Origin of the sequence: Bradyrhizobium sp. HKCCYLRH1030 (assembly GCF_051168395.1) — a bacterium.
Taxonomy (GTDB): domain Bacteria; phylum Pseudomonadota; class Alphaproteobacteria; order Rhizobiales; family Xanthobacteraceae; genus Bradyrhizobium.
On record NZ_JBNPUY010000005.1, the window covers coordinates 20123 to 39618 of the forward strand.

17 protein-coding genes are annotated in these 19496 nt (G+C 66.6%); 6 read left to right on the plus strand and 11 right to left on the minus strand.

The annotated features are described in order from the left end of the window. Positions 1-96: 96 nt before the first annotated feature. Entirely contained in the window at positions 97-1722 is a 1626-nt protein-coding gene (locus tag ACQR1E_RS15860; RefSeq protein WP_315825426.1) for an MFS transporter, read from the minus strand. Next, entirely contained in the window at positions 1709-2842 is a 1134-nt protein-coding gene (locus ACQR1E_RS15865) for an HlyD family secretion protein (RefSeq protein WP_434897268.1), read from the minus strand. Before ACQR1E_RS15865 ends, ACQR1E_RS15860 begins: the two co-directional genes overlap by 14 nt. 602 nt (positions 2843-3444) lie before the next feature. On the opposite strand from ACQR1E_RS15865, the gene galE reads away from it, so the two are divergent. Further along, the gene (gene galE, locus ACQR1E_RS15870) at positions 3445-4440 is read left to right on the plus strand and encodes a UDP-glucose 4-epimerase GalE (protein WP_434897269.1); all 996 of its coding nucleotides are present in this window, start codon (positions 3445-3447) and stop codon (positions 4438-4440) included. A gap of 38 nt (positions 4441-4478) precedes the next feature. Here galE and ACQR1E_RS15875 read toward each other — a convergent pair whose 3' ends face one another. From ACQR1E_RS15875 to ACQR1E_RS15885, 3 genes are all read right to left on the minus strand, one after another. Further along, positions 4479-4736 carry a hypothetical protein gene (locus ACQR1E_RS15875; protein ID WP_316207693.1) on the minus strand — a complete coding sequence of 86 codons (258 nt, stop codon included), beginning with the start codon at positions 4734-4736 and terminating at the stop codon, positions 4479-4481. Between the two features lie 226 nt (positions 4737-4962). Continuing rightward, positions 4963-6231: a sensor histidine kinase gene (locus ACQR1E_RS15880; protein ID WP_434872152.1), complete on the minus strand. Its 1269-nt coding sequence runs from the start codon at positions 6229-6231 to the stop codon at positions 4963-4965. 857 nt (positions 6232-7088) lie between these two features. Further along, complete coding sequence (locus ACQR1E_RS15885) at positions 7089-7265, minus strand: hypothetical protein (protein WP_315716614.1); 177 nt, start codon at positions 7263-7265, stop codon at positions 7089-7091. A gap of 21 nt (positions 7266-7286) precedes the next feature. Here ACQR1E_RS15885 and ACQR1E_RS15890 point away from each other — a divergent pair, with 21 nt between their 5' ends. Beyond that, a complete protein-coding gene (locus tag ACQR1E_RS15890; protein ID WP_434897270.1) occupies positions 7287-7859 on the plus strand; it encodes a Crp/Fnr family transcriptional regulator in 573 nt (190 codons plus the stop codon). A 77-nt stretch (positions 7860-7936) separates the two neighbouring features. Here ACQR1E_RS15890 and ACQR1E_RS15895 read toward each other — a convergent pair whose 3' ends face one another. The 4 genes from ACQR1E_RS15895 to ACQR1E_RS15910 form a co-directional block, all read right to left on the minus strand. Then, positions 7937-8686 (minus strand): Crp/Fnr family transcriptional regulator, encoded by a 750-nt coding sequence (locus ACQR1E_RS15895; protein ID WP_434897271.1) that lies wholly within the window; start codon positions 8684-8686, stop codon positions 7937-7939. A gap of 191 nt (positions 8687-8877) precedes the next feature. Next, entirely contained in the window at positions 8878-9918 is a 1041-nt protein-coding gene (trpS, locus tag ACQR1E_RS15900; RefSeq protein ID WP_434897272.1) for a tryptophan--tRNA ligase, read from the minus strand. Positions 9919-10182: 264 nt separating this feature from the next. Further along, positions 10183-11817 (minus strand): ABC transporter substrate-binding protein, encoded by a 1635-nt coding sequence (locus ACQR1E_RS15905; protein ID WP_315825421.1) that lies wholly within the window; start codon positions 11815-11817, stop codon positions 10183-10185. A gap of 388 nt (positions 11818-12205) precedes the next feature. Then, entirely contained in the window at positions 12206-12823 is a 618-nt protein-coding gene (locus ACQR1E_RS15910) for a TetR/AcrR family transcriptional regulator (protein ID WP_315716620.1), read from the minus strand. A gap of 103 nt (positions 12824-12926) precedes the next feature. On the opposite strand from ACQR1E_RS15910, the gene ACQR1E_RS15915 reads away from it, so the two are divergent. The 4 genes from ACQR1E_RS15915 (at position 12927) to ACQR1E_RS15930 (ending at position 16567) form a co-directional block, all read left to right on the plus strand. Beyond that, complete coding sequence (locus ACQR1E_RS15915) at positions 12927-13625, plus strand: PspA/IM30 family protein (protein ID WP_315716621.1); 699 nt, start codon at positions 12927-12929, stop codon at positions 13623-13625. A 55-nt stretch (positions 13626-13680) separates the two neighbouring features. Further along, entirely contained in the window at positions 13681-13956 is a 276-nt protein-coding gene (locus ACQR1E_RS15920; RefSeq protein ID WP_315716622.1) for a YiaA/YiaB family inner membrane protein, read from the plus strand. A gap of 335 nt (positions 13957-14291) precedes the next feature. Further along, the gene (locus ACQR1E_RS15925) at positions 14292-15296 is read left to right on the plus strand and encodes a hypothetical protein (protein ID WP_315716623.1); all 1005 of its coding nucleotides are present in this window, start codon (positions 14292-14294) and stop codon (positions 15294-15296) included. Next, positions 15293-16567, plus strand: coding sequence for a hypothetical protein (locus tag ACQR1E_RS15930; protein ID WP_316174951.1), 1275 nt, complete (start codon positions 15293-15295; stop codon positions 16565-16567). The genes ACQR1E_RS15925 and ACQR1E_RS15930 overlap by 4 nt, the downstream gene beginning before the upstream one ends. Here the strand turns inward: ACQR1E_RS15930 and ACQR1E_RS15935 are convergent. Together ACQR1E_RS15935 and ACQR1E_RS15940 are read right to left on the minus strand one after the other, a co-directional pair. Next, positions 16494-17972 carry a hypothetical protein gene (locus ACQR1E_RS15935; RefSeq protein ID WP_316174950.1) on the minus strand — a complete coding sequence of 493 codons (1479 nt, stop codon included), beginning with the start codon at positions 17970-17972 and terminating at the stop codon, positions 16494-16496. The genes ACQR1E_RS15930 and ACQR1E_RS15935 overlap by 74 nt on opposite strands. Before the next feature lie 532 nt (positions 17973-18504). Beyond that, the gene (locus tag ACQR1E_RS15940; protein ID WP_316171333.1) at positions 18505-19356 is read right to left on the minus strand and encodes an SDR family NAD(P)-dependent oxidoreductase; all 852 of its coding nucleotides are present in this window, start codon (positions 19354-19356) and stop codon (positions 18505-18507) included. Between the last annotated feature and the right edge of the window lie 140 nt (positions 19357-19496).

The window sequence follows — 19496 nt, forward strand, 5'->3', positions numbered from 1 at the left end:
GTGCGGCTCGGCTTTCGTCAGAAGGTTAAAGGCGCAGAGGCGCGCCGGCGTTGTTGGAGAGAACGCGACGCCCCCGCATGCTGCGGGCGGGCCCGCTCACGTCGTCGACGTTCCGAACCGTCGCATCCACGCCGCCCTCAGACCGATCGGTGTCGGCGAGAACGGGCCCGGCGGTGCGCGCGTGATCAGGGCGACCAGCAGGAGCGCGGCGATCGCGAGCCAGAAGCACAGCCAGAACGCATCGAGATAAGCGAGCACGTTGGCCTCGCGCTGCACCTGCGCGGCCAAGGTCCCGACGGCGCGGGCCTTGGCCTGGCCGCCGCCATGCGCGGCGAAATAGCCGGTCAGTCGTTGCAGCGCGCGCGCGACGTCGAGATCGCCGCTCTGGATGTTGAGGCCGAGATAGGCCGAATGCACCTGCTCGCGCACCCGCAGCCACGTTCCCATCAGGGCGACGCCGATTTCGGCGCCGCCGAGCCGCATCACCTGGATATAGGCCGCAAAGGACGTCGCCCGCGCCGGATCGGAATTCGACAGCGCGAGGATGATGATCGGAAGCAAGGTCAGGGCCTGTCCGATCGACTGCAGCACGACGATGACGATGAAATCCTCGCGCGCCCAGGCATGGGTGATCTGGGTGCCGAGCAGATTGGCCGCCGCGAAGGCACTGAGACCGAGCACGACGACGATGCGAGGATCGAGATGGCGAAGCAGGACGATCGACAGCGGCACCAGCACGACCATCGGCAGCGCGCCGTAGAACAACAGCAGCGAGCCGCTCTGCTCCGGCCGCAACTGCGTGATGGTGACGAGGAAGTTCGGCACCAGCGACGCATTCGAGAGGCTGGTCAGCGTGTAGAGCAGGATCACGACCAGCGACAGCCCGATGTTGCGCGAGAACAGCACGTTGAAATGCGCCCATGGCTGCGGGGCGAGCGCCTCGTTGACGAGGAACAGGACGAACAGCGCGGCGCCACCGCACAGCAGCGCCATCACCGTGCCTGATTGCAGCCAGTCGAGTCGGTTGCCCTGGTCGAGACCGGCATAGATCATCGCCACGGCGCTGCCGAGCAGCAGCATCCCGCCCCAGTCGGCGTTCTCGAGCAGCGCGCGGTTGACGGGCTCGGCCGGGGTGCCGAGATAGACCATCAGCGCCATCAGCGGCGCCAGCACGACGCCCTGCCAGTACAGCCACTGCCAGCCGAGATGCTCGACATAGAAGCCGACCAGCGAGGTCGAGGTATCCAGCGCGAAGCCGACCCGGATCGCATAGATCGAGATCGCCGGCAGCCACCAGCGGATCGGCAGGTTGCGGAAGATGATCATGAGCGTGGCCGGCACGAAGGTGCCGAGCAGCATGCCGTGCAGGATCGCGAGCGCGATCAAGGTCGGATAGTCGCGCACGAACGGAATGATTAGGGACAGCACCGCATAGATCAGGCTGGGAATACCCAGCACACGGCGCAGACCGAACACGGTCGCGAGCCACGCCACGGCCGGCGCGATCACGATCTGCGAGCCGATCGCCGCGGTGGACAGCCAGGCGCCCTCGTCAAAACCGAGCGAGAACGCGCCGCGCAGATCGGGCAGGCCGACCGAGGTCAGCCGGCTGTCGAAATTCGCCAGGAACGAGCCGAGCAGGACGGCGCCGACGGCAAACAGCGGATGCGCCGCCTGGCCGCCGCGCGACAGCGGTCCGCGATCGGTCTCACTTGGCGCCATCGGCCTGGCCGGTGGTGCGGATGTGGGTCACGACCGACATGCCCGGCAGCAGCCGCGCGAGCAGCGGCTGGTCGCCGTCGAGGGCGATGCGGACCGGAATGCGCTGCACGACCTTGGTGAAGTTGCCGGTGGCATTGTCGGGCGGCAGCAGCGCGAATTGCGAGCCGGAGGCCGGCGCGATCCGCTCGACGCGGCCATGCAGCCTCTGGCCCGGGAACGAATCCACGGTGATCTCGACCGGCTGGCCGGGCGCGACATGGGTGAGCTGCGTTTCCTTGTAGTTGGCGATGACGAAGACATGCGGCAGCGGCACCACCGCGATCAGGCTGCTGCCGATATTGACGTAGTCGCCGACCTGCACCTGGCGCTGTCCGACGACGCCGTCGAACGGCGCGGTGATCCTGGTGTAGCCGAGCTTGAGCCGCGCGGCGGCGAGCGCGGCCTTGGCGCCGGCGAGATCGGCGCCGCGCTGCTTCTTGGTGCCGGTGAGCACCTCGAGCTGATGACGCTGCGCGGCGATCACCGCGCGGCTCGCGCGCACGTCGGCCTGCGCCTTGGCATAGGCGGCGGTGGCTTGTTCCAGCCGCTGCTTGGTACCCGCTTCGCTCTGCGACAGCGACTGCTGGCGCTCTTCCTCCTGCCTGGCCTGCACCTCGGCCGCGCCGGCCGAGACCTGCTGCGCCTCGGCCTGGGCGATGGTCGCGTATTGCAGCTCGACCTGGTTGCTGAGGTTGTCGAGCGCCGCCTGCGCCGCTTCGACATTAGCCTCGGCCTGCGACACCTGTGCCTCGTAGTCGGCCGGATCGATCTGGACCAGCAGGTCGCCGGCCTTGACCTGCTGGAAATCGCTGACCGCAACCTTCGTCACCTCCCCGGCCACGCGGCTCGAGAGCTGCGTCAGGTCGGCGCGCACATAGGCATCGTTGGTCGATTGGGACGTTGCGTTGCCGGTCCAGGCGTTCCAGCGCGTGGTCGCGAGCGCCACGAAGGCGAGCGCTGCGATCACCGCAAGCAGTGGAACGCCGAGACGCGCCCAGAGCCCGGGTGCTGCGGCGGACGAGGGTGCCGGCGTCGATGCAGCGCGCGCCGCCGCGTCGACGTTGCTCGGTGTTTCACTCAAGGGACGCCTCCTGCATCGGCCGACGCTGATCAGTCCGACGACTCGTACCCCATTCTGCGCCGCGTGCCACCTGGACTCTGGGTCGTGAGCCATGCGTCGCGGGGCATGGACATCTGCGCGCCGAACGGAACCCGCGGGCGATCGGACCGTGATGAACCAGCTAACAGGCCAGCAGGTTGAGCACAGGCACAGCCCGCGATCGCCGCGCCGGGATCGCGCCAGCGACATCGGCGCTGGATTCGCTGCCGCGACCAGCCCGCGCATGATGTCCCAGAATGCGACGTCGCGCGCGCTCACGTTAACGTTCAGAACGCGACTTGAACGAACCGCGTCCGAATCAGCGGCGCAGCCCGGTACGAGGTCTGTTCACGGCTAGATGTCGTGCCGTCATCGCGTGACATCAGCTATTCGGCGTCACTTGACCGCAATTTGGACGACCGGCTGGGTGCGAGAGCGTTAAGAGCACGGAGCGGCCTGCCGCCAAGCGGTTGTCGGTGACGCCGGCCGGCGCGCGCTGCCCGGTTGCAGCGGTCGCCTCGCTGGGTCACATTTCTCATCCGCGACTTGGGTCCAGCCGTTTGCTGATCAGAAGGCTTTCATGCATGGGTCACAACGGAGCGATCCTGGTTGCCGGCGGCGCCGGCTACATCGGGGCTCATTGCTGCAAGGCTGTCGCCGGGGCCGGCTACGTGCCGATCTGCTATGACAATCTGTCCACCGGCCATCGCCGCTTCGTGCGATGGGGACCGCTGGTGGTCGGCGACATTGCCGACAGCGCCAGGGTGGCTGACACCATCCGCGCCCACGCGGTCGACGCGGTGATGCACTTGGCCGGGCCGAGCACGATCGGCGAATCCGTCGCCGATCCGCACAAATATTATCTGAACAACGTCGTCGGCACCTTGGGCCTGCTGCAGGGCATGCGCGAGGCCGGCTGCGCGCGGCTGGTGTTCTCCTCGACCGGCGCGGTCTATGGCGACGCCGGGCGGGATCCGATTCCCGAGAGCGCCGCGGGATCGGCCCTGAATCCATACGGCCGCTCGAAATACATGATCGAGCAGATCCTGGCGGACTATCAGGCAGCCTACGGCCTGTCGGCCATCGTGCTGCGCTACTTCAACGCCGGCGGCGCCGACGCGTCAGGCCTGATCGGTGAGTTGCGCGATCCCGAGACGCACCTGATCCCGCGCGCGCTGATGGCGATCCTCGGCCACGTGCCGGACTTTGCGATCTTCGGCACCGACTATGACACACCCGACGGGACCGCCGTGCGCGACTACGTTCACGTCGATGATCTCGCGGCAGCCCACATCGCGGCGATGGAGCGTCTGCTGCAGACCGGTTCGGGCGGCACCTACAATCTCGGGACCGGCCGCGGCCATTCGGTGCGCGAGATCGTCGATGCAATCGGCAGGGAGACCGGCGAGCGGGTCCCGCTGATGGTGCGCGCGCGCCGCGCCGGCGATCCACCGGTCCTGGTCGCAGATCCCCATCTTGCCCGGCAGGAGCTCGGCTTCGCGGCGCATCGGTCCGATCTCGGCACGATCATCCGCTCGGCCTGGACCTGGCACCAGACCGCGCACCCCCGGATCGCATGAGGCCGATGCCGCGTGCCGGGGGCTCGTCGGGGAAGCTGTTACGCCGCGGCCGGCGGCGTGTGGGCGAACTCGTCCACGAAGCTCATCTCCGCGCGCTCGTCGTCGACCGACCAGCAGCCGATCTCGGAAGCGCCCCGGAAGAAGTGGACACTGTGGACCGGTGAGCGGAAGTCGTCGCCGCGAATGATCCGGAGCAGGGTCTGCGCCACGCGGCGGTGATCGCCGGGGAGCCTGAGGTCGAAGAATGCGTCGCCATAGCCCGGCAGGATGGTGCCGGCCGAATCGCGAACTTCCATGCGCAACTGTGCCATGCTCGCATTCAACGACAGCAACGGTTTCCGCCCGGTAAATGCCGCCGTGCCTGCGCAGGTGGTCTCACCATGGAGCGCGTAGCGCGCTGGTCGCCATCAGCGAAGCGTGGACGAGGTGCTCTGACAAGAGGCGCCGTTCGAGCAAGCGGCCAGCCTTGTCAGCAGCGGATCGCATCGGCCGCGGTGGCCGTTGGGATGATCGCGCAAGGGATCACCGGGCCTTCTCCAGCACCGGGCGCTCTGTGGTGACGAGGGCTGCCGGGACAACCGCTTCATTGCGGGGGAGGATCGGCAGTTCGAACAGGACACGCGTGCCAGTCGGCTGGTTGGCGCTCAGGGTGAGACGGCCGCGAAGCTGCTGGACCATCCCCTTGATCATCCGGAACCCCAGGCTTGTGCGCGGTTGATCGATGTCGAAACCATCGGGCAGACCGACGCCCTGATCGGACACGCTGAGCTGCAGGCAACCGTCGATGTCGCGGGCGGAGATGTCGATCGGTCCGTCCTGGCCAGGATAGGCATGTTTCACGGCGTTGCTGACCAACTCATTGAGCAGGAGACCGAGAGGCACGGCGTGATCGGCCGACAGCCGCATCGGATGGGCATCGCAGTTCAGGATATGCGCTCCCGCGACGCGTTGCAGCCTCTTGCAGAAGTCTATGAGGAAGACGTCGACGTCGATGAAGCCGATCTGTGATGCCCGCGAGAGATGATCATGGACCTGGGCAATGGCTGCTACGCGCGATCCGGCCTCGCCGAGGGCAAGCTTGGCCTCAACGGAATCCGTCCCGAATGCCTGCACCCGGAGCATGGCCACGACGGAAGACAGGCTGTTCTTGACGCGGTGACCCATTTCGCGCGTCAGCATGGTTTGATGGTCCAAGGCGTCCCGGAGCCGCGTCTCCTCATGCAGGCGCTCGATTGCAATCCCGACGATGTCGGCGAATTCGGTGAGGAAGGCAGCGTCCGCCTCGTCGAAGCGGCGGGGGGCCGGACTGTCGACCTGGAGCACGCCGAAATAGCCGCCGCCTCGTCCGCCGCGTTCGATCCGGACGCTGATCGACGTCTTGATGCCGCGGTCTACTGGAAGCCCCGGTATCTCGAAGCGACCATCCGGGGGGGCGCGACCGGTGATGATGGCTTGACCCGTCTGGAAGGCGCGCCCGGCAGGCGAGGTACTGTCCACGACGAACGATGATTGTTCGACCGAGCTCGGCCATCCGTACCCCGCGCGGACCAGCTGTCTCTTTCCGTCCGCCACGAATTCCATCACCATCGCGAACGGTGCATTGAGGCCCTTGGCACCGAGCGCGGCGGCGCGCTGAAGAGCGACGTGGATGTCGCGGGTCTGCAATGCAGCACGACTGAATTCGGCGAGCGCAGATTGTTGGATGAGCCTGTAGCTGCGCATGTCATTCCGGACGCCCGCGCGCTCGAGAAGGATCGGAAAAGCGGTATCTTGGCTCTGATGTCCCAACACGCGGATTCTCCAAAACAGAACGCACCCCGACTACAAATTCCCCGCGGCTCTCTTCCTTACGATTTGATATTTTAGGGCTATTGTGTTGCCGTTCACCGGCCGGAGTCTGAGCAAAAGCGGACATGGTCCAGTTTGCCGCAGCGCAATTCGTCGCGAGCCGAATCGAGGCGAAAGGCTCCCCGGCTCGCGTCGAGGGGGCGCTTGGCAGTTGCTCCTGACGCTTGCCGTGCCCGCGCGCTCATCCAGAGGACCTTCCACGGAGAGCGGGCACCGACGCCGCGGCGAGACGCGCGCTCTTGCAGCCCGTCAGAGGGTGGGCGGCACCATCCTCACGGAAACCGCCATATGCGCGATCGGCCAGCCTTGAGCCGGACGGCAGGCCGGGTTGGCGCGCCGGCCAGATCCGCTCATTCGGCGGCGATTCTTTTGGGCCGCTCGGTGGTGTGGCCCACCGACAGCGAGCCGTGGGGCGTGTGACAGATGGATCCCGTCGAAGGGGTGTGTCCTGTCCGAATCCGTCAACGACCTCAATTTCATCCGTGAATGCCTGCGTCTGGCGGCGGATTTCACGCAACTTGCGCGCGATGCCGTCGATCCGGACCTGCAGGCGCATTGCCTGCGGATGGCCGCCTTCTGGACCGATCGGGCCGCCGGAAATCCCGGCGCGGAATCGGACGATCCGAGTCAGTGAAATCGCCGGATGCGTGATGAGCGAGCAGGGCCGTTGTTGCGGCGCGGCGGGGAAGCCTTGCGTGCGGGAGCTCGTGAGCAATTTTGCTCAGACTTGCCGGTCGAGAGCGCCCAAGAAACGGGGGCGACGGCGCGGACAGCCGCCTCTGCGCCGTGGCCTCCGTCCCTCATCGTGGCTTGTCAGTTTTGGAATGATCAAGGCGCAAACCGATCGCGATCTGCGGAGCAATCAGCTGCTCGATGCCCTGGCGCCGGACAGCCGCGGCCGGATCGAGCCGCACCTCGAGCCCGTTGATTTCAAGCTCGGCGCCGTGGTCTGCGAGGCGGGCGGCCATCTCCGGCATGCCTATTTCCCGAGAGGATCGGTGTTGTCGCTGTTGACCGTGCTGGAGAACGGCGACGCCATCGAGACGGCCAATATCGGTCGCGAGGGCGCCTTCGGCCTCTTCGCCGCCATGTACAGCCGGGCCTCCTTCAACCGTTGCATCGTTCAACTCGAAGGGCATACCGTCCGGTGTCCGATCGAGCTGCTGCAGCACGAGTTCGACTCCAGCGAACATGTGCGCAATCTTCTCGTCAGCTACTCGGAGACGCTGCTGTCCCAGGTTCAGCAGACGGTGGCCTGCAACGCCATGCATTCGACGGATGAGCGCATCTGCAGATGGCTGCTGATGATGCACGACCGGGCCGAAGGGGCGGTGCTTCCGTATACGCACGAGTTCCTGTCGCAGATTCTCGGGGCCAATCGCAAGTCGGTGACGCTTGCCGCGCAATCCATGCAGGCGGCCGGTCTGATCAGCTATCGTCGCGGCACCATTCAGGTGCTCGACCGGCCCGGCCTCGAGAAAGCATCGTGCGAATGCTACGCCATCGTCAAGCAGCGGTTCGATGCGTTTCTCCAGCCGCCTACGACGGCGGTGCGCAGTCAGCTGCAATGACGTGATGGTGGCAATGATGTGATGGTGGCGTGGATCGAGCCGAGCAGGGCGGCCCAGCTCGATCTCGCGATGCCCGGTCACAAGCTCTTCAGCGGACCTTTGCCTCCGACCGACTTGTCGCCTGCGATATGCGGCTGATCGTGCAGGACGACGTTCAGCAGGGAGCTGTTGATCTCGAGGTGGCCGTTGTAGTCGATGAAGCCCAGCTTGCGGAACTTGTTCATGAAGTGACTGACGCGCGAGCGGGTGGTGCCGATCATGTCGGCCAGCATCTCCTGGCTGACCTTCGCGATGACCCGCTGCGGCTTGCCGTCGTTGCCGAAATTGGCCAGCAGCAGTAGCGCCCGCGCAAGGCGCTTTTCGCTCGAATTGAACAGCTGATCGATGAGATCGGCCTCGACGCGGATCGTGCGGGCGAGAATGTGCGAAACGAAGATCTCGGAGAACGCCGGCTGCTCACGCAGGGCGCTCAGCGCAGCCGATTTGGTGATCCGCAGGATTTCGCTGTCCGTGATGGCCGACGCCGCCGCCAGCCGATGAGACTGGCCGGCCAGGCACCCTTCGCCGAAAAAATCGTCCCGACCGAGCAGCGCGATGACCGCCTCCTTGCCCTGCTCGGAATGGACGACGATCTTGACCGTGCCCGTGATGATATAGAACAGCACATCGGCGGGGCTGCCCTGGGAAAAGATCTGCTGGTCCTTTCGGTATTTCCCGATCGTCCGGCCCGGGCCTTCGGTCTTGAGGAACACCGCCGGATCGAAAGCCTGCTTCCTTGGCGGCGGCTTTGCGGCCGTCTGCGGCTTTACGATGGGTCGCTTCGCCATGTGTTCTCCCGGGTGAAACGCGAGTGCTGGATGCTTCGAAGCCGGATCTCGGCATCACGGTTGGGCAGGCGCTAACACAGCATAGCGCCTTTCGCGGACGCTTGACAGCGCGGCGTCTATTTCAACGGGACACGCACTGCCGCTTCGTGTTCCAGTGACGCAGCGGCGCGAGAATTAGTTAATTCATGTTATCAAGCATTAGCATCGCACCGCTCATGCAGCGCGAACAGGCCCAGGGCCTCGCGGACGTCACGCAAGGTCGTATCGGTGACGGTGCGCGCCAGTTGGGTGCCGCGCCTGACGATCTCGAGAACGTGGCCGGGATCACGCGCAAACGCCGCCCGCCGGTCGCGGATCGGCGCGACCACGGCCTGCAGCACGTCATCAAGTCGCTGCTTCACGACGCTGTCGCCGAGGCCACCGCGGACGTAGCGCGCCTTCAGGTCCGCAACCGCCGCAGGATCGTCGTCGAACGCGTCGAGATAGGTGAAGACGACATTGCCTTCGACGCGGCCCGGATCGGCGGCCCTGACGTGGCCGGGATCGGTGAACATGCGGCGGACGGCATCGCGAATCTGGTCCGCGGTGGCGGAGAGCGGAATCGTGTTGCCCTGTGATTTGCTCATCTTGGCCTTGCCGTCCACGCCAGGCAGGCGTCCGACGCTCGGGATCAGTGCGCGTGCCTCGGGGAGCACTTCCGTGCCCGCCTGGCGGTTGATGCGGCGGACGATCTCGTTGGTCTGCTCGATCAGCGGCGCCTGGTCGTCTCCGACCGGCACGATGGTCGCCTTGAAGGCGGTGATGTCGGCGGCCTGCGCAACGGGATAGCACAGGAAGCCGGCCGGAATATCGCGGCCGAAGCCGCGCGCCTGGATCTCGTCCTTGATGGTCGGGTTGCGCTCGAGCCGCGCCACCGTGACGAAGTTCATGTAGAGCAGCGTGAGATCGGCCAGCGCCGGCAGGTGCGATTGCAGGCAGATGGTCGTCATCTCCGGATCGATGCCGACGGCGAGATAGTCGGTCGCGATCTCCAGGACGTTCCGGCTCACCTTGGCCGGATCGTGGGCGTGGTCCGTGAGCGCCTGGGCATCGGCCAGCAGCAGGAATTGCCGATGCGTCGATTGCAGCGCGACGCGGGTTTGCAGCGAGCCGACATAGTGGCCGAGGTGCAGCGGGCCGGTGGTTCTGTCGCCGGTCAGGATGACGGGACGTTCTGGCATTGAGAGTGGCATCGTGGTTCTCCAGGAGTGAGAACCGCCGCTCGATCGAACTCTTCGATGCTGTTGATGACAAGAACCGCGTCGCAGGCCGATGAACGGCGGCGACGGGCGAATGAATGACGAGGCCGTGCCGCTCCTAGATGGAGCGCCACCACGTGTTCGCGTGCAAGGTCTCAGTCTTGATCATGCGACCGATATGGCCGAAACCGCCGATGAATGCAACCCGCTCAGGCACGCTGCGCAGAGCGCGGCCTCAGGCCAGTTCAGCCATTCCGCCTATTCGAGATCAATCGCATGATACTGGCCGGTCTTGTCGAGCTGCGTGCCCCAGACCTTGTGCAGCGCCTGGTGGTCGGAGGGGCCGAAGCTCACCTTCGATCCGACGCCCAGCTCGTAATTCTGCATCGATTCGAGGACATCGACCAGCGTTTCCGTGTCCACCGCGGGACCGGCGCGGCGCAGCCCTTCGATCAGGATGTTGGCCGTGAGATAGGCTTCCAGGGACGAGTAATCCGCCGGCTCTCCCGGAAAATATCTGTCGAGCGCCTTCTTGTAGTTCAGGGTGACGGACGCGTAGCCGTCGACCGCCGGCGTGACCTGGGTGCAGATGACGCCGTCCGCATAGCGCGGGCCGAGCACCATCAGCTCACTGGCGAGGCCGGTGCTGCCGACGCCGGAGATCGTCGCGTAGGTCATATCCGGATAGAGATCGCGGGTCTTCTCGATGAACTTGGCCGCGGCGCGAAAGGTGGCGACCAGCACCACCGCCTTGATCGCATGCTTCTGCCGGCGCAGTTGCGCGATGGCCTCGTCGACATTGACGGTGTTGCGGCTGTAGCTCATGCGGAAGGCGTCGCCCGCGCCGCCGCGCAGCCCGTGCATCGCCCTGCTGACGCCCTCCCACCCCGCGTCGCCATAGGCATCCTGCTGGGTGAGAACTCCGATCTCCTGCGGACGCAGCTTGCGGATCTTGACGAGATAGTTCACGAGCGCATGGGCTTCCTCGGCGTAGCCGGCGCGGTAGTTGAAGACGTAGCGGTCCGGCGGATCGCGGCGAAGCGAAGGAGCCCCGGTGAAGGCGCCGAAATACAGCGCATGATGCTCGAGCGCGTACGGCACCGAGATCAGGGCCGTCGGACTGCCGTAGTTCTCGACGAATCCGAACACCTTGTGCTGCTCGTAAAGCTCCTTCATCGCGTTCAGCGTCCGCGTCGGCTCATAGGCATCGTCGGCCGTGTAGAGCTTGAGCTGCCGGCCATGCACGCCGCCTTCCTCGTTGACCTGAGCGAATGCGAGGTCGATGCCGAGCTTGAGCTGATGGCCCATCTCCCTGGCCGGCCCGGAAAACGGCGCCGCCATTCCGAAGCTGATTTCGGTATCGGTCACGCCCTGGACCGGGGCGCGCGTGCTGGTCGGCTGCGCCGACGCGGCATTGGCCACCCGCGTGTCGAACTTCGGCACACGGTCGTCCTCCCTCAGCGGCATGTTCTGGTCCGGCGCGACCGCCGGAGCGGCGCTCGCGAGCGCTCCGGTCCGGAGAGTATCCTGGACTGGCGCAACGGTCTGCGCGGCTTGGACCGGCGGCGATGGGACTGTTGCCGTCGTTGTCGCCGCCGCGCTGCTCTTGGCGGAGAGCGCAGCGGTCCACCGCGTCGGAAGTCTCGTCGCTGCAAAGCCGGCCACGCCCGCGGCAACAGCCACGAGCCCCATCACGCTCAACGCGCCGAGGAGACGCCGTTCCCGTGGCGGCGGAGGAACCTCCTGCACGCCGTAACGGGACGAGAATTCAGCAGGGGTAGGCCGATCGTGCTCGTCGCGCCACGGTTGTTCATACAGCGGACGCCGGCCGTCGTCGTAGCCGGACGGGAATGGCGGATCGCGGTCGTCATTGGGCGCACGCAGATGTCTCACGATTTTCCCCTTGGCTCGCGCGTCATGGACTCGTTGGAGTTTTTTCTGGATCGCGCGGCATACGCTGCAGGTTCTGCCGGCCGGATGAGCGTGGCCATGCGCCGAGATCTGCACATGTCACACGAACTAACACTCGTCGCCGAGCGTCAGTGGAACGGCAGTTCCAGACATGTTGTCTGGAACAAGTCCGAACGTCGGCATGATACTGCGAAGCAATGGGGCGGTTGTTTGTTCTCGCCGTCAATTCCAGCTGAACAAGGAGGGAGCCGCGCCGCCATGGCAGCAAATTGGCTCTGACAGCAAGCAGGAGAGAAGTGCCGTGAAGCAGTCGGACTTGTTGTTGGCATCAGCATCCGATGACGCTGCGCCCCCGACGCCGAGCTCCGCGTCACCGGCCGGTCGTCTCCTCCGCCACCAGTCCCGTCACCATCGCCTTCACCATGGTCGCGATCTGCGCGCGCAAGGCCGCGAGCGGCACAGCGATCAGCTTCTGCTCCAAGCCGAGCGCGACCATGCCGTGGACGGCCGAGAACAGGCTGCGCGCGGTGACGCTGATGTCGTCGAAAGAGCGCCGTGGAAACAACGCCGCCAGTGGCTGGTGGATGTGACGGAACAGGTGCATCTGGTCGGCGATCGCCCAGTCGGGCAGCGGCTTCTCGGGCGGCATGCGGTGCTCGAACAGTGCGCGCCAGAGCTCGAGATTGTGGGCGGCGAAGTCGCAATAGGCGATCGCGATGCGCACCAGCGCAGCCTCGGGGCCGGGAGGGCCCGCGCTCTCGGCTGCGGACAGGTCGGCGTCGAGCCGCGCCAAGGTGCGTGATCCGACCATCAGCACCAGTTCGTCGACGTCGGCGACGAGATTGTAGACCGCGCCATTGGCGACGCCGATCTCCTGGGCGAGATCGCGCGTCTTCAGACCCGCGAGACCCCGCGTCCGGATCATCCGCTCGGCGGCCTCGATCAAGGCTTCGCGCTGTTTCGCACGTCTTTCCAGTGTCTTGGACATTGTTAACCAAAATATTGAGCGATGCTCAAAATAATTCTTGAGCGTCGCTCATGGTTGCGCTAGAAGAAACGTCATGAGCGATGCTCATAACAGGGAGTTCACAATGTTCAAGACCGTTCTCACGCTGTTTCGGGGCACCGTGGCCGTCGCGGAGGAGGAGCTGCAGGACCGGACCGCGCTGGTGATCCTGGATCAGCAGCTGCGTGACGCCGCCGCCGCCGTCGATCGCAGCAAGCGCGCGCTGGCGCTGGCCATTGCGCAGGACCAGCAGGAGGGCAAGCGGCTCGAGGCGACCTTGGCACGGATCACCGATCTCGAGGTGCGCGCCACCGCAGCGCTCGACGGCGGCCGCGAGGATCTGGCCCGCGAGGCGGCGCAGGCGATCGCCGGCCTCGAGGCCGAGTGTGACGCGGCGCGGACGGCGCGGGCGCTGTTCGCGACCGAGATCACCAGGCTGAAGAAACATGTCGCCAACGCCGAGGCGCGCATTGCCGAGCTCGATCGCGGCCGGCGGATTGCGCGCGCCTCCGAGGCCGTGCGCAATCTGCGCCGCGGCGGCATCGAGGCGGCGCGTCCTTACGAGTGCACGCTGCCCGAGGCCGAAGCGACGCTGAAACGGCTGCGGGAGCGGCAGATCGAGGCGCAGGCCGCCGACGAGGCGCTCATGGAGCTCGATGCCGCGACGGGGCCGATCACCACGGCCGAGAAGCTCGCCGAGCAGGGCTTTGGCCCACGCATCAAGACCACTGCCGACGACGTGCTGGCGCGGCTGAAGGCCGGCCGCGCCGCACCGGCCAACTGATTTTCGTCACGACCAATCGAACGCATCAACAACCACGTCATCATAGGAGCCGACCATGAACCAGAACACCCAGCCGCACAGCAGCGCCTTCATCACCTTCTCCTACGCCTCGTTCGCCGCCTCCGCCTTCCTCGTCGCTCTCGGCGTCTTCTTCATGCCGATCGATCTCTGGATGAAGGGCTATCTGACGATGGGCATTGTCATGCTGGTGCAGACCTGCGTCACCCTGACCAAGACGCTGCGCGACCGCCACGAGAGCGGCAAGCTCGTCAATCGCATCGAAGACGCTCGCGCCGAGCGCCTGCTGATGGAGGTGTCGAAGGCAGCTTAGGGCGGCCGCAGTCGTCTCGCTCTCTTGGCCTCTCCCCGCTCTTGTCCACCGTAGCTCGACGAGCGAAGGCGGATGCGGGGAGAGGCCGGATTGCATCGAAGATGCAATCCGGGTGAGGGGAAGTTTGCGGGGCAAGCTCCGACTTCGGCGAGACAGCGCCGGCAGGCGGTGGGCGCGAAGGCGTCCGCCGCTCACGTCGTTCAACCTGCGTTTACCCTCGCTCACGCTCCGTCCCGCGTCGTTATCGTGAATTAACAGCACCAGGGCATAAGGCGGCCAGGGCGGCCGTGATCCCGGCTGCGCCGCTTCCTGATCACGCCGTGCTAGGTTGAGGCATGAACATCGTCGCAGCAGTGGGGCGTATCCGACGCAGCATCGGCTTCTGGCTGACCGCGCTCGGCCAGGAGGCGATGGACCTGTCGCTACGCACCCATGCGGAGTTGCGCACGCGCATCGTCGAGAGCCCGGGCACGACCCTGGACGATGCGGCGCTGGCGGCGCTCGTGGCCGATCTCCGCACCATTGCCGGCAAGACGCTGCCCGCCGGCGAGCTCACCTACGGCATCTTCTCCGGAGCGCGCGAGCCGCTCGCGCGCGCCATCATCACGGTGGTGTCGGAGGAGGCGGGCGGCCGGCCGATCGCCTTCAATGCGCTCGCGGTGATGCAGGTCGAGCGCGATGGCGACAGCCAGCAGGTGATCCATCTCGGATTGGTCATGGTCGATCCGGAAGCGCGCGGCAAAGGCCTGTCCGGCGTGCTCTACGGCCTCACGACGCTGCTGCTGTTCGTCCGCGACGGGCTGCGGCCGAAATGGATCTCCAACGTCACGCAGGTGCCGGCGGTGGCCGGCATGGTCTGCGAGACCTTCTCCGACGTCTATCCGTCGCCGCTGCCGCAGGCCCGACAGAGCTTTGCGCATCTTCAGCTCGCGCGCGGCATCATGCGGGCGCATCGCGCGGTGTTCGGTGTCGGCGACGAGGCCGGGTTCGACGAACAGCGCTTTGTCATCACCAACGCCTATACCGGCGGCTCCGACGCGCTCAAGAAGACGTATGACGATGCGCCGAAGCATCGCGACGCCGTCTACAACGGCTTCTGCGCGCGCGAGCTGGACTACACCAGGGGCGACGACCTGCTGCAGCTCGGCCGGATCGATCTCGCCGCCGCCCGGCGCTATCTGCTGCGCGAAATCCCCTCGGGCTCGCTGCCGGCGCTGCTGGCGACCTCGGGCGTGCTGGCGCTGCAGCGGATGATCCTGCCGCTGGTACATTGGCTCGACGACACCAGGACGTTCGGCACGCTGCGTCCGCGCCTGCCGCCCGGCGAGCCCGCGCCATGACGGCCGGCATCGTTGCGGACTCCGTCGTCAACCTCTGCGGCGCGATCGGCCTCGCGGTGGCCGCCGCCATGCTGCACCGGCGCGACCCGAGGGGACCGCTGACGGCGCGGCTCGTCGTTCTGCTCGGGACCGTCGCCTCGCTGTTCCTGCTGCGCGGCGTCGCCTGGTGGACGGACAATGCTTTTCTCGACCGCATCTCGCTGGTTCCGGCGGCGCTGATCCCGCTCGGCGCGCTGGTGGTGACGGAAGGTCTGCTGCGCCGACACGCGCATCGCGCGCTCAAGGCGATCGCGCTGGCCGGCGGCGTGGTGCTCGCGCTCGCCGGCGCGCTCGGTCCGGCCGAGTTCGAAAGCCACCACACGGTCATGCTGTCGGCCTTTCAGCTCGCGGGCTTTGCGACCTGCGCCTGGCTGCTGCTTCGCCGCGACCGCGCGCGCCTGCTGGCCTGGGAGAACCGCGCCATCGATCGCGTCGCGTTCGGCGCCATCATCGTCATCCCCTTCATCATCACCGATTTTCGCGTACTGGCGCCGAGCATGCCGGTGCGGCTCGGCGCATTGGGCGCGCTGCTGGCGGTGACCGCGATCCTCATCGCCGGCGCCAGCGCGGAGACGCAGCGTCAGGGCGGGCTGCTGACATTGTTGCGGATCCTCGGCGCCGCCCTGCTCGGCGCTGCCGCGGCCGCGCTGTCGCCGGACGTCGATGCGGCGCAACTGATGCGCTTCTGCGCGGTCGCGGTGGCCGGCGTGCTCACGATCGGGCTGATCGGCGATGCCTTGCGCGCGATGCTGCAAGCGCGCGAGCCGGGCGTACTCGACTCGATCGGGGCGTCGATCGCGGCGACGCCCGACGACCTGATCGCCGAGCTCACGCGCCAGCCGGTCTTCGAAAGCGCACGCCGCTGTCGCGAGGCTGAGCTGACCGCCTATGATCCGCCGCTGCTGCGCGACTTTCTCGCGTCAAGCCGCGTGCTGCGCCGGGCCGATGCGCCGTGGCGCCGGGCGGCCACCGACCCCGCCGTCGAGCGCATGGTGGCGCTGATGGATGCGCGGCATGCGACGCATGTGATCGTGCTGTCGCACCAGCCGGTCGATCTCATCGTGCTCGCGGTCTCCGTGATCTCGGCCGATCCGGCCACGGAAACCGCGCTCGCGCTCGTCAGGCGCCTGCTGGTGCAGGCGCCCGAGCGACAGGTGATCACGCCCACATGTGATGATGCTGATGCTGTGACATCTCCATCGTCGGCCCCTCCATCATCGGACCGTCCATGACCAGGGTTGCCGGGGCGGCGCTGGCGTGTGCTGCCGGCGCGGCGCTGGGAAGCATGATCACGTTCGAGGCCGGCGCGCTGGTGACCGCGGCCAGCAGCGCGGCGGCGTCGGCACTGTTGCCGCCGCCGGTGGTCGCCAGCACCTGGCCGATCGTGGTGCCGTCGACATTGTAGGCGCCGCCATTGACCGGGATGTTGTTGCCGCCGACATCGGCTGCGTTCTGGTGCATCTGGTCGGCGGCCGCGGCGACCAGCGCCTTGTTGCCGGCCTGGAAGCCCTCGAGGATCTTGGCGATCTCGGCGCCGAGCGTGCTCTGGTCGCCGAGCAGCTCGTTGTCGAAGCGGGCCTGGAAGATGCCGCCCTGCGCCGCGTCGAAATCGGTGACGTCCTTCTTGAAGGTCATCAGGTCGGCGGTGACCTGCGCCATCGCGGCGGCGTCGCCGGAATTGACGGCCGCGATCGCAGCCTTGCCGAGCGCGTTCGACTGGGCGATGAACATGGCCCAGAAATCGGTCTGTGCCTGGTTGTCCTGATAGGCCGGCGTCGGGTTGAGGAAGTCGCCGAAGCCGCTCCAGCCGTTCAGGCCGTTCTGCTGCGCCATGTTGGCGAGATTGGTGTCGCCGGCGACGATGTCGATGATGTCGAGGAAGTCGTCGTTCAGCGCGCGGCCGATGTCGACATTGCCGGCCGCGCCGTTGATGTGGGTGTTGACGAGCGCGAGCTGGTCGATGATGGCGAGCGCGTGCACGCCGGTCAGGCCGCCGAACTGCAGCGGATTGGCGGCGACCAGCGCATTGAGGCCGGCGATCAGCGCGTCGACATCGTCCTGGATGACGTCGACGTTGCTCTCGTTGACGCCGCCGATCAGCCGGTTGGCGGCGTCGTTGAAGATCAGGCCGAGCTCGGCCAGCGTGCCCTTGGCGGCGGTTGCGGCCGTCACGCCTTCGGGCAGCAGCGCCGGCGCCTGCAGGAAGCCGGTGACGCCGTCGGCGTTGGTCGCATTGCCCGCAAGGTTCGGATCGTTGTTGACGACGTTGAGGATGTCGAGGTGCGCGTTGCGCAGCGCGGTCTCCGCGGCGGCGATGCTGCCGAACGCGCCGCCGCCGGTCACCGAAGCCATCGCGGCATCCTGCGCGACCGTGATGTCGGCGAGGATCTTGTTGATGTTGGTGAGCGTCTGCCCGGTGAACTGGCCGGCGGCAACCATCGCCTTCAGACCATCCTGAATCACGGTGAGATCGCCGGTGTAGTTGTAGACGCTGCCAAGCCCCTGGCCGCCTTCCTCGACCACGTTGCGCCACAGCCCGCCTTCGAGAAAGCGCGTCGCGTCGTTGAAGACGACGCCGAGATCGGCAAAGCCGAGCGCGGGCGTCGGCGGCGTGGGTGTGGGCGGCGTCGGAGGCATCGGAGGCATCGGCGCAGGAGCCGGCTGGCAGTGATGATCGTGATGATGATGGTGGTGGTGGTGGTCGCTGTGATGATGGTGACCGTGGTGACTGTCGTGATGGTGACGGTGATGGCGCGACATGTCCGACGTACTCCCCAAAGCTGCGCACCACTGCGGATGAGCCGAAGCAATGCGGCGCGGCTGACGCGGGTGCGGATGATGAGGGCCATCTGCTGCCTGCTTCGTGGCTGCTTCGCGCAGGGATTGTGGAATGCGTCTGCGTCAGATTGTCGTGCGGCGTACGGGTGGTGCTCCCGCAGAGCTGCGACATCTCACCGCTTGACGGTCGAGGCGCGCTTCGGGAGCCGGCTCTCAGCGACGATGTCGCGCCCGCGGCAAATCAGTGAGTTGCAAGAGCGTTCGACCGTAGCGATTCGGTCGATGGTAGACGTTCCGAGCGCACGCGGACCGCCTTGCGACGATCCGACGCGTCCGGGAACTTGTGATGAGACCGGGAGCAGCTACGCGCCGCCGCTCCGATGTGGCCGGATCATGGCGATTTCTTTACGAACGCGGCGAATGCGTCGGCGTAGTCGGCATGCCAGCGCGACAGCGGCGGCCGGTTCTCGACGATGTCGCCGGCCGCCCACAGGATGCGCCGCTCGTCCAGCGCGCGCGGCACGTCGTTGTCAGGGCACAGCACGTAGAAGTCGCCGGCCGCGACGCGCTCCAGCATGAAGTCGACCGTCTGCTCCGGCGTCCAGGCGGCGGCCGGCTTCTCGACGCGGCCATTCGCCGTCAGCGGCGTGAACACGAAGCCCGGAATGAACAGATGCGCCGTCACCTGGCAGCCGGGCGTGTTGCGCAGCTCGTGCTGCAGCGCCTCGGTGAACGCCTTCACGCCGGCCTTCGAGACGTTGTAGGCGGGATCGCCGGGCGGCGTGGTGATGCCCTGCTTGGAGCCGGTATTGATGATCAGCGCCGGCTTGCTCTGCGCGATCATGTTGGCTGCGAACACCTGCGCGCCGTGGATGATGCCCCACAGATTGACGTCGAGGATGCGCTGCCAATTGTCGTCGGCAAGCATCTTGCTGCCCGGCTGGATGCCGGCATTGTTCATCAGCACGTCGATCGCGCCGAAGCGCTGCCGCACCGCCGTTTCGAGCGCGACCACGCTGTCCCGGTGGCTCACATCGACCGTGGCGGTCATGACCGCAGCCTCGCCACGCTTGGCCGCAGCCGCAAGCCTGGCGGCGGCGTCGCGCAGCCGGGCCTCGTCGACATCGGCGATGCAGACGTTCATGCCGCGCTCTGCGAAGCGCGTGGCGGCGGCGAGCCCGATGCCGGAGGCGCCTCCGGTGACGACGGCGGTGTGGTCGGCGGACAAGGCAGGGTGAGACACGGCAGGTTCTCCGGCATGACGACGAGATGCTGGTGTATGACGTCTTGGCGCGGCCGCAAGATCATCCGGCTGACGGCAAGACGGTTTTTTGCGGCTGCAACGCGAGGCGCATCAGTCCGGTCGCGGATGCATCGCGTCGG

Excerpts from the sequence above, each read along its gene's own strand:
- ACQR1E_RS15860 (WP_315825426.1), bottom strand. The coding sequence starts at position 1,722 with ATGGCGCCAAGTGAGACCGATCGCGGACCGCTGTCGCGCGGCGGCCAG.
- galE (WP_434897269.1), top strand. The coding sequence starts at position 3,445 with ATGGGTCACAACGGAGCGATCCTGGTTGCCGGCGGCGCCGGCTACATC.
- ACQR1E_RS15875 (WP_316207693.1), bottom strand. The coding sequence starts at position 4,736 with ATGGAAGTTCGCGATTCGGCCGGCACCATCCTGCCGGGCTATGGCGAC.
- ACQR1E_RS15885 (WP_315716614.1), bottom strand. The coding sequence starts at position 7,265 with ATGCCGGAGATGGCCGCCCGCCTCGCAGACCACGGCGCCGAGCTTGAA.
- ACQR1E_RS15895 (WP_434897271.1), bottom strand. The coding sequence starts at position 8,686 with ATGGCGAAGCGACCCATCGTAAAGCCGCAGACGGCCGCAAAGCCGCCG.
- trpS (WP_434897272.1), bottom strand. The coding sequence starts at position 9,918 with ATGCCACTCTCAATGCCAGAACGTCCCGTCATCCTGACCGGCGACAGA.
- ACQR1E_RS15910 (WP_315716620.1), bottom strand. The coding sequence starts at position 12,823 with ATGTCCAAGACACTGGAAAGACGTGCGAAACAGCGCGAAGCCTTGATC.
- ACQR1E_RS15915 (WP_315716621.1), top strand. The coding sequence starts at position 12,927 with ATGTTCAAGACCGTTCTCACGCTGTTTCGGGGCACCGTGGCCGTCGCG.
- ACQR1E_RS15920 (WP_315716622.1), top strand. The coding sequence starts at position 13,681 with ATGAACCAGAACACCCAGCCGCACAGCAGCGCCTTCATCACCTTCTCC.
- ACQR1E_RS15925 (WP_315716623.1), top strand. The coding sequence starts at position 14,292 with ATGAACATCGTCGCAGCAGTGGGGCGTATCCGACGCAGCATCGGCTTC.
- ACQR1E_RS15930 (WP_316174951.1), top strand. The coding sequence starts at position 15,293 with ATGACGGCCGGCATCGTTGCGGACTCCGTCGTCAACCTCTGCGGCGCG.
- ACQR1E_RS15935 (WP_316174950.1), bottom strand. The coding sequence starts at position 17,972 with ATGCCTCCGACGCCGCCCACACCCACGCCGCCGACGCCCGCGCTCGGC.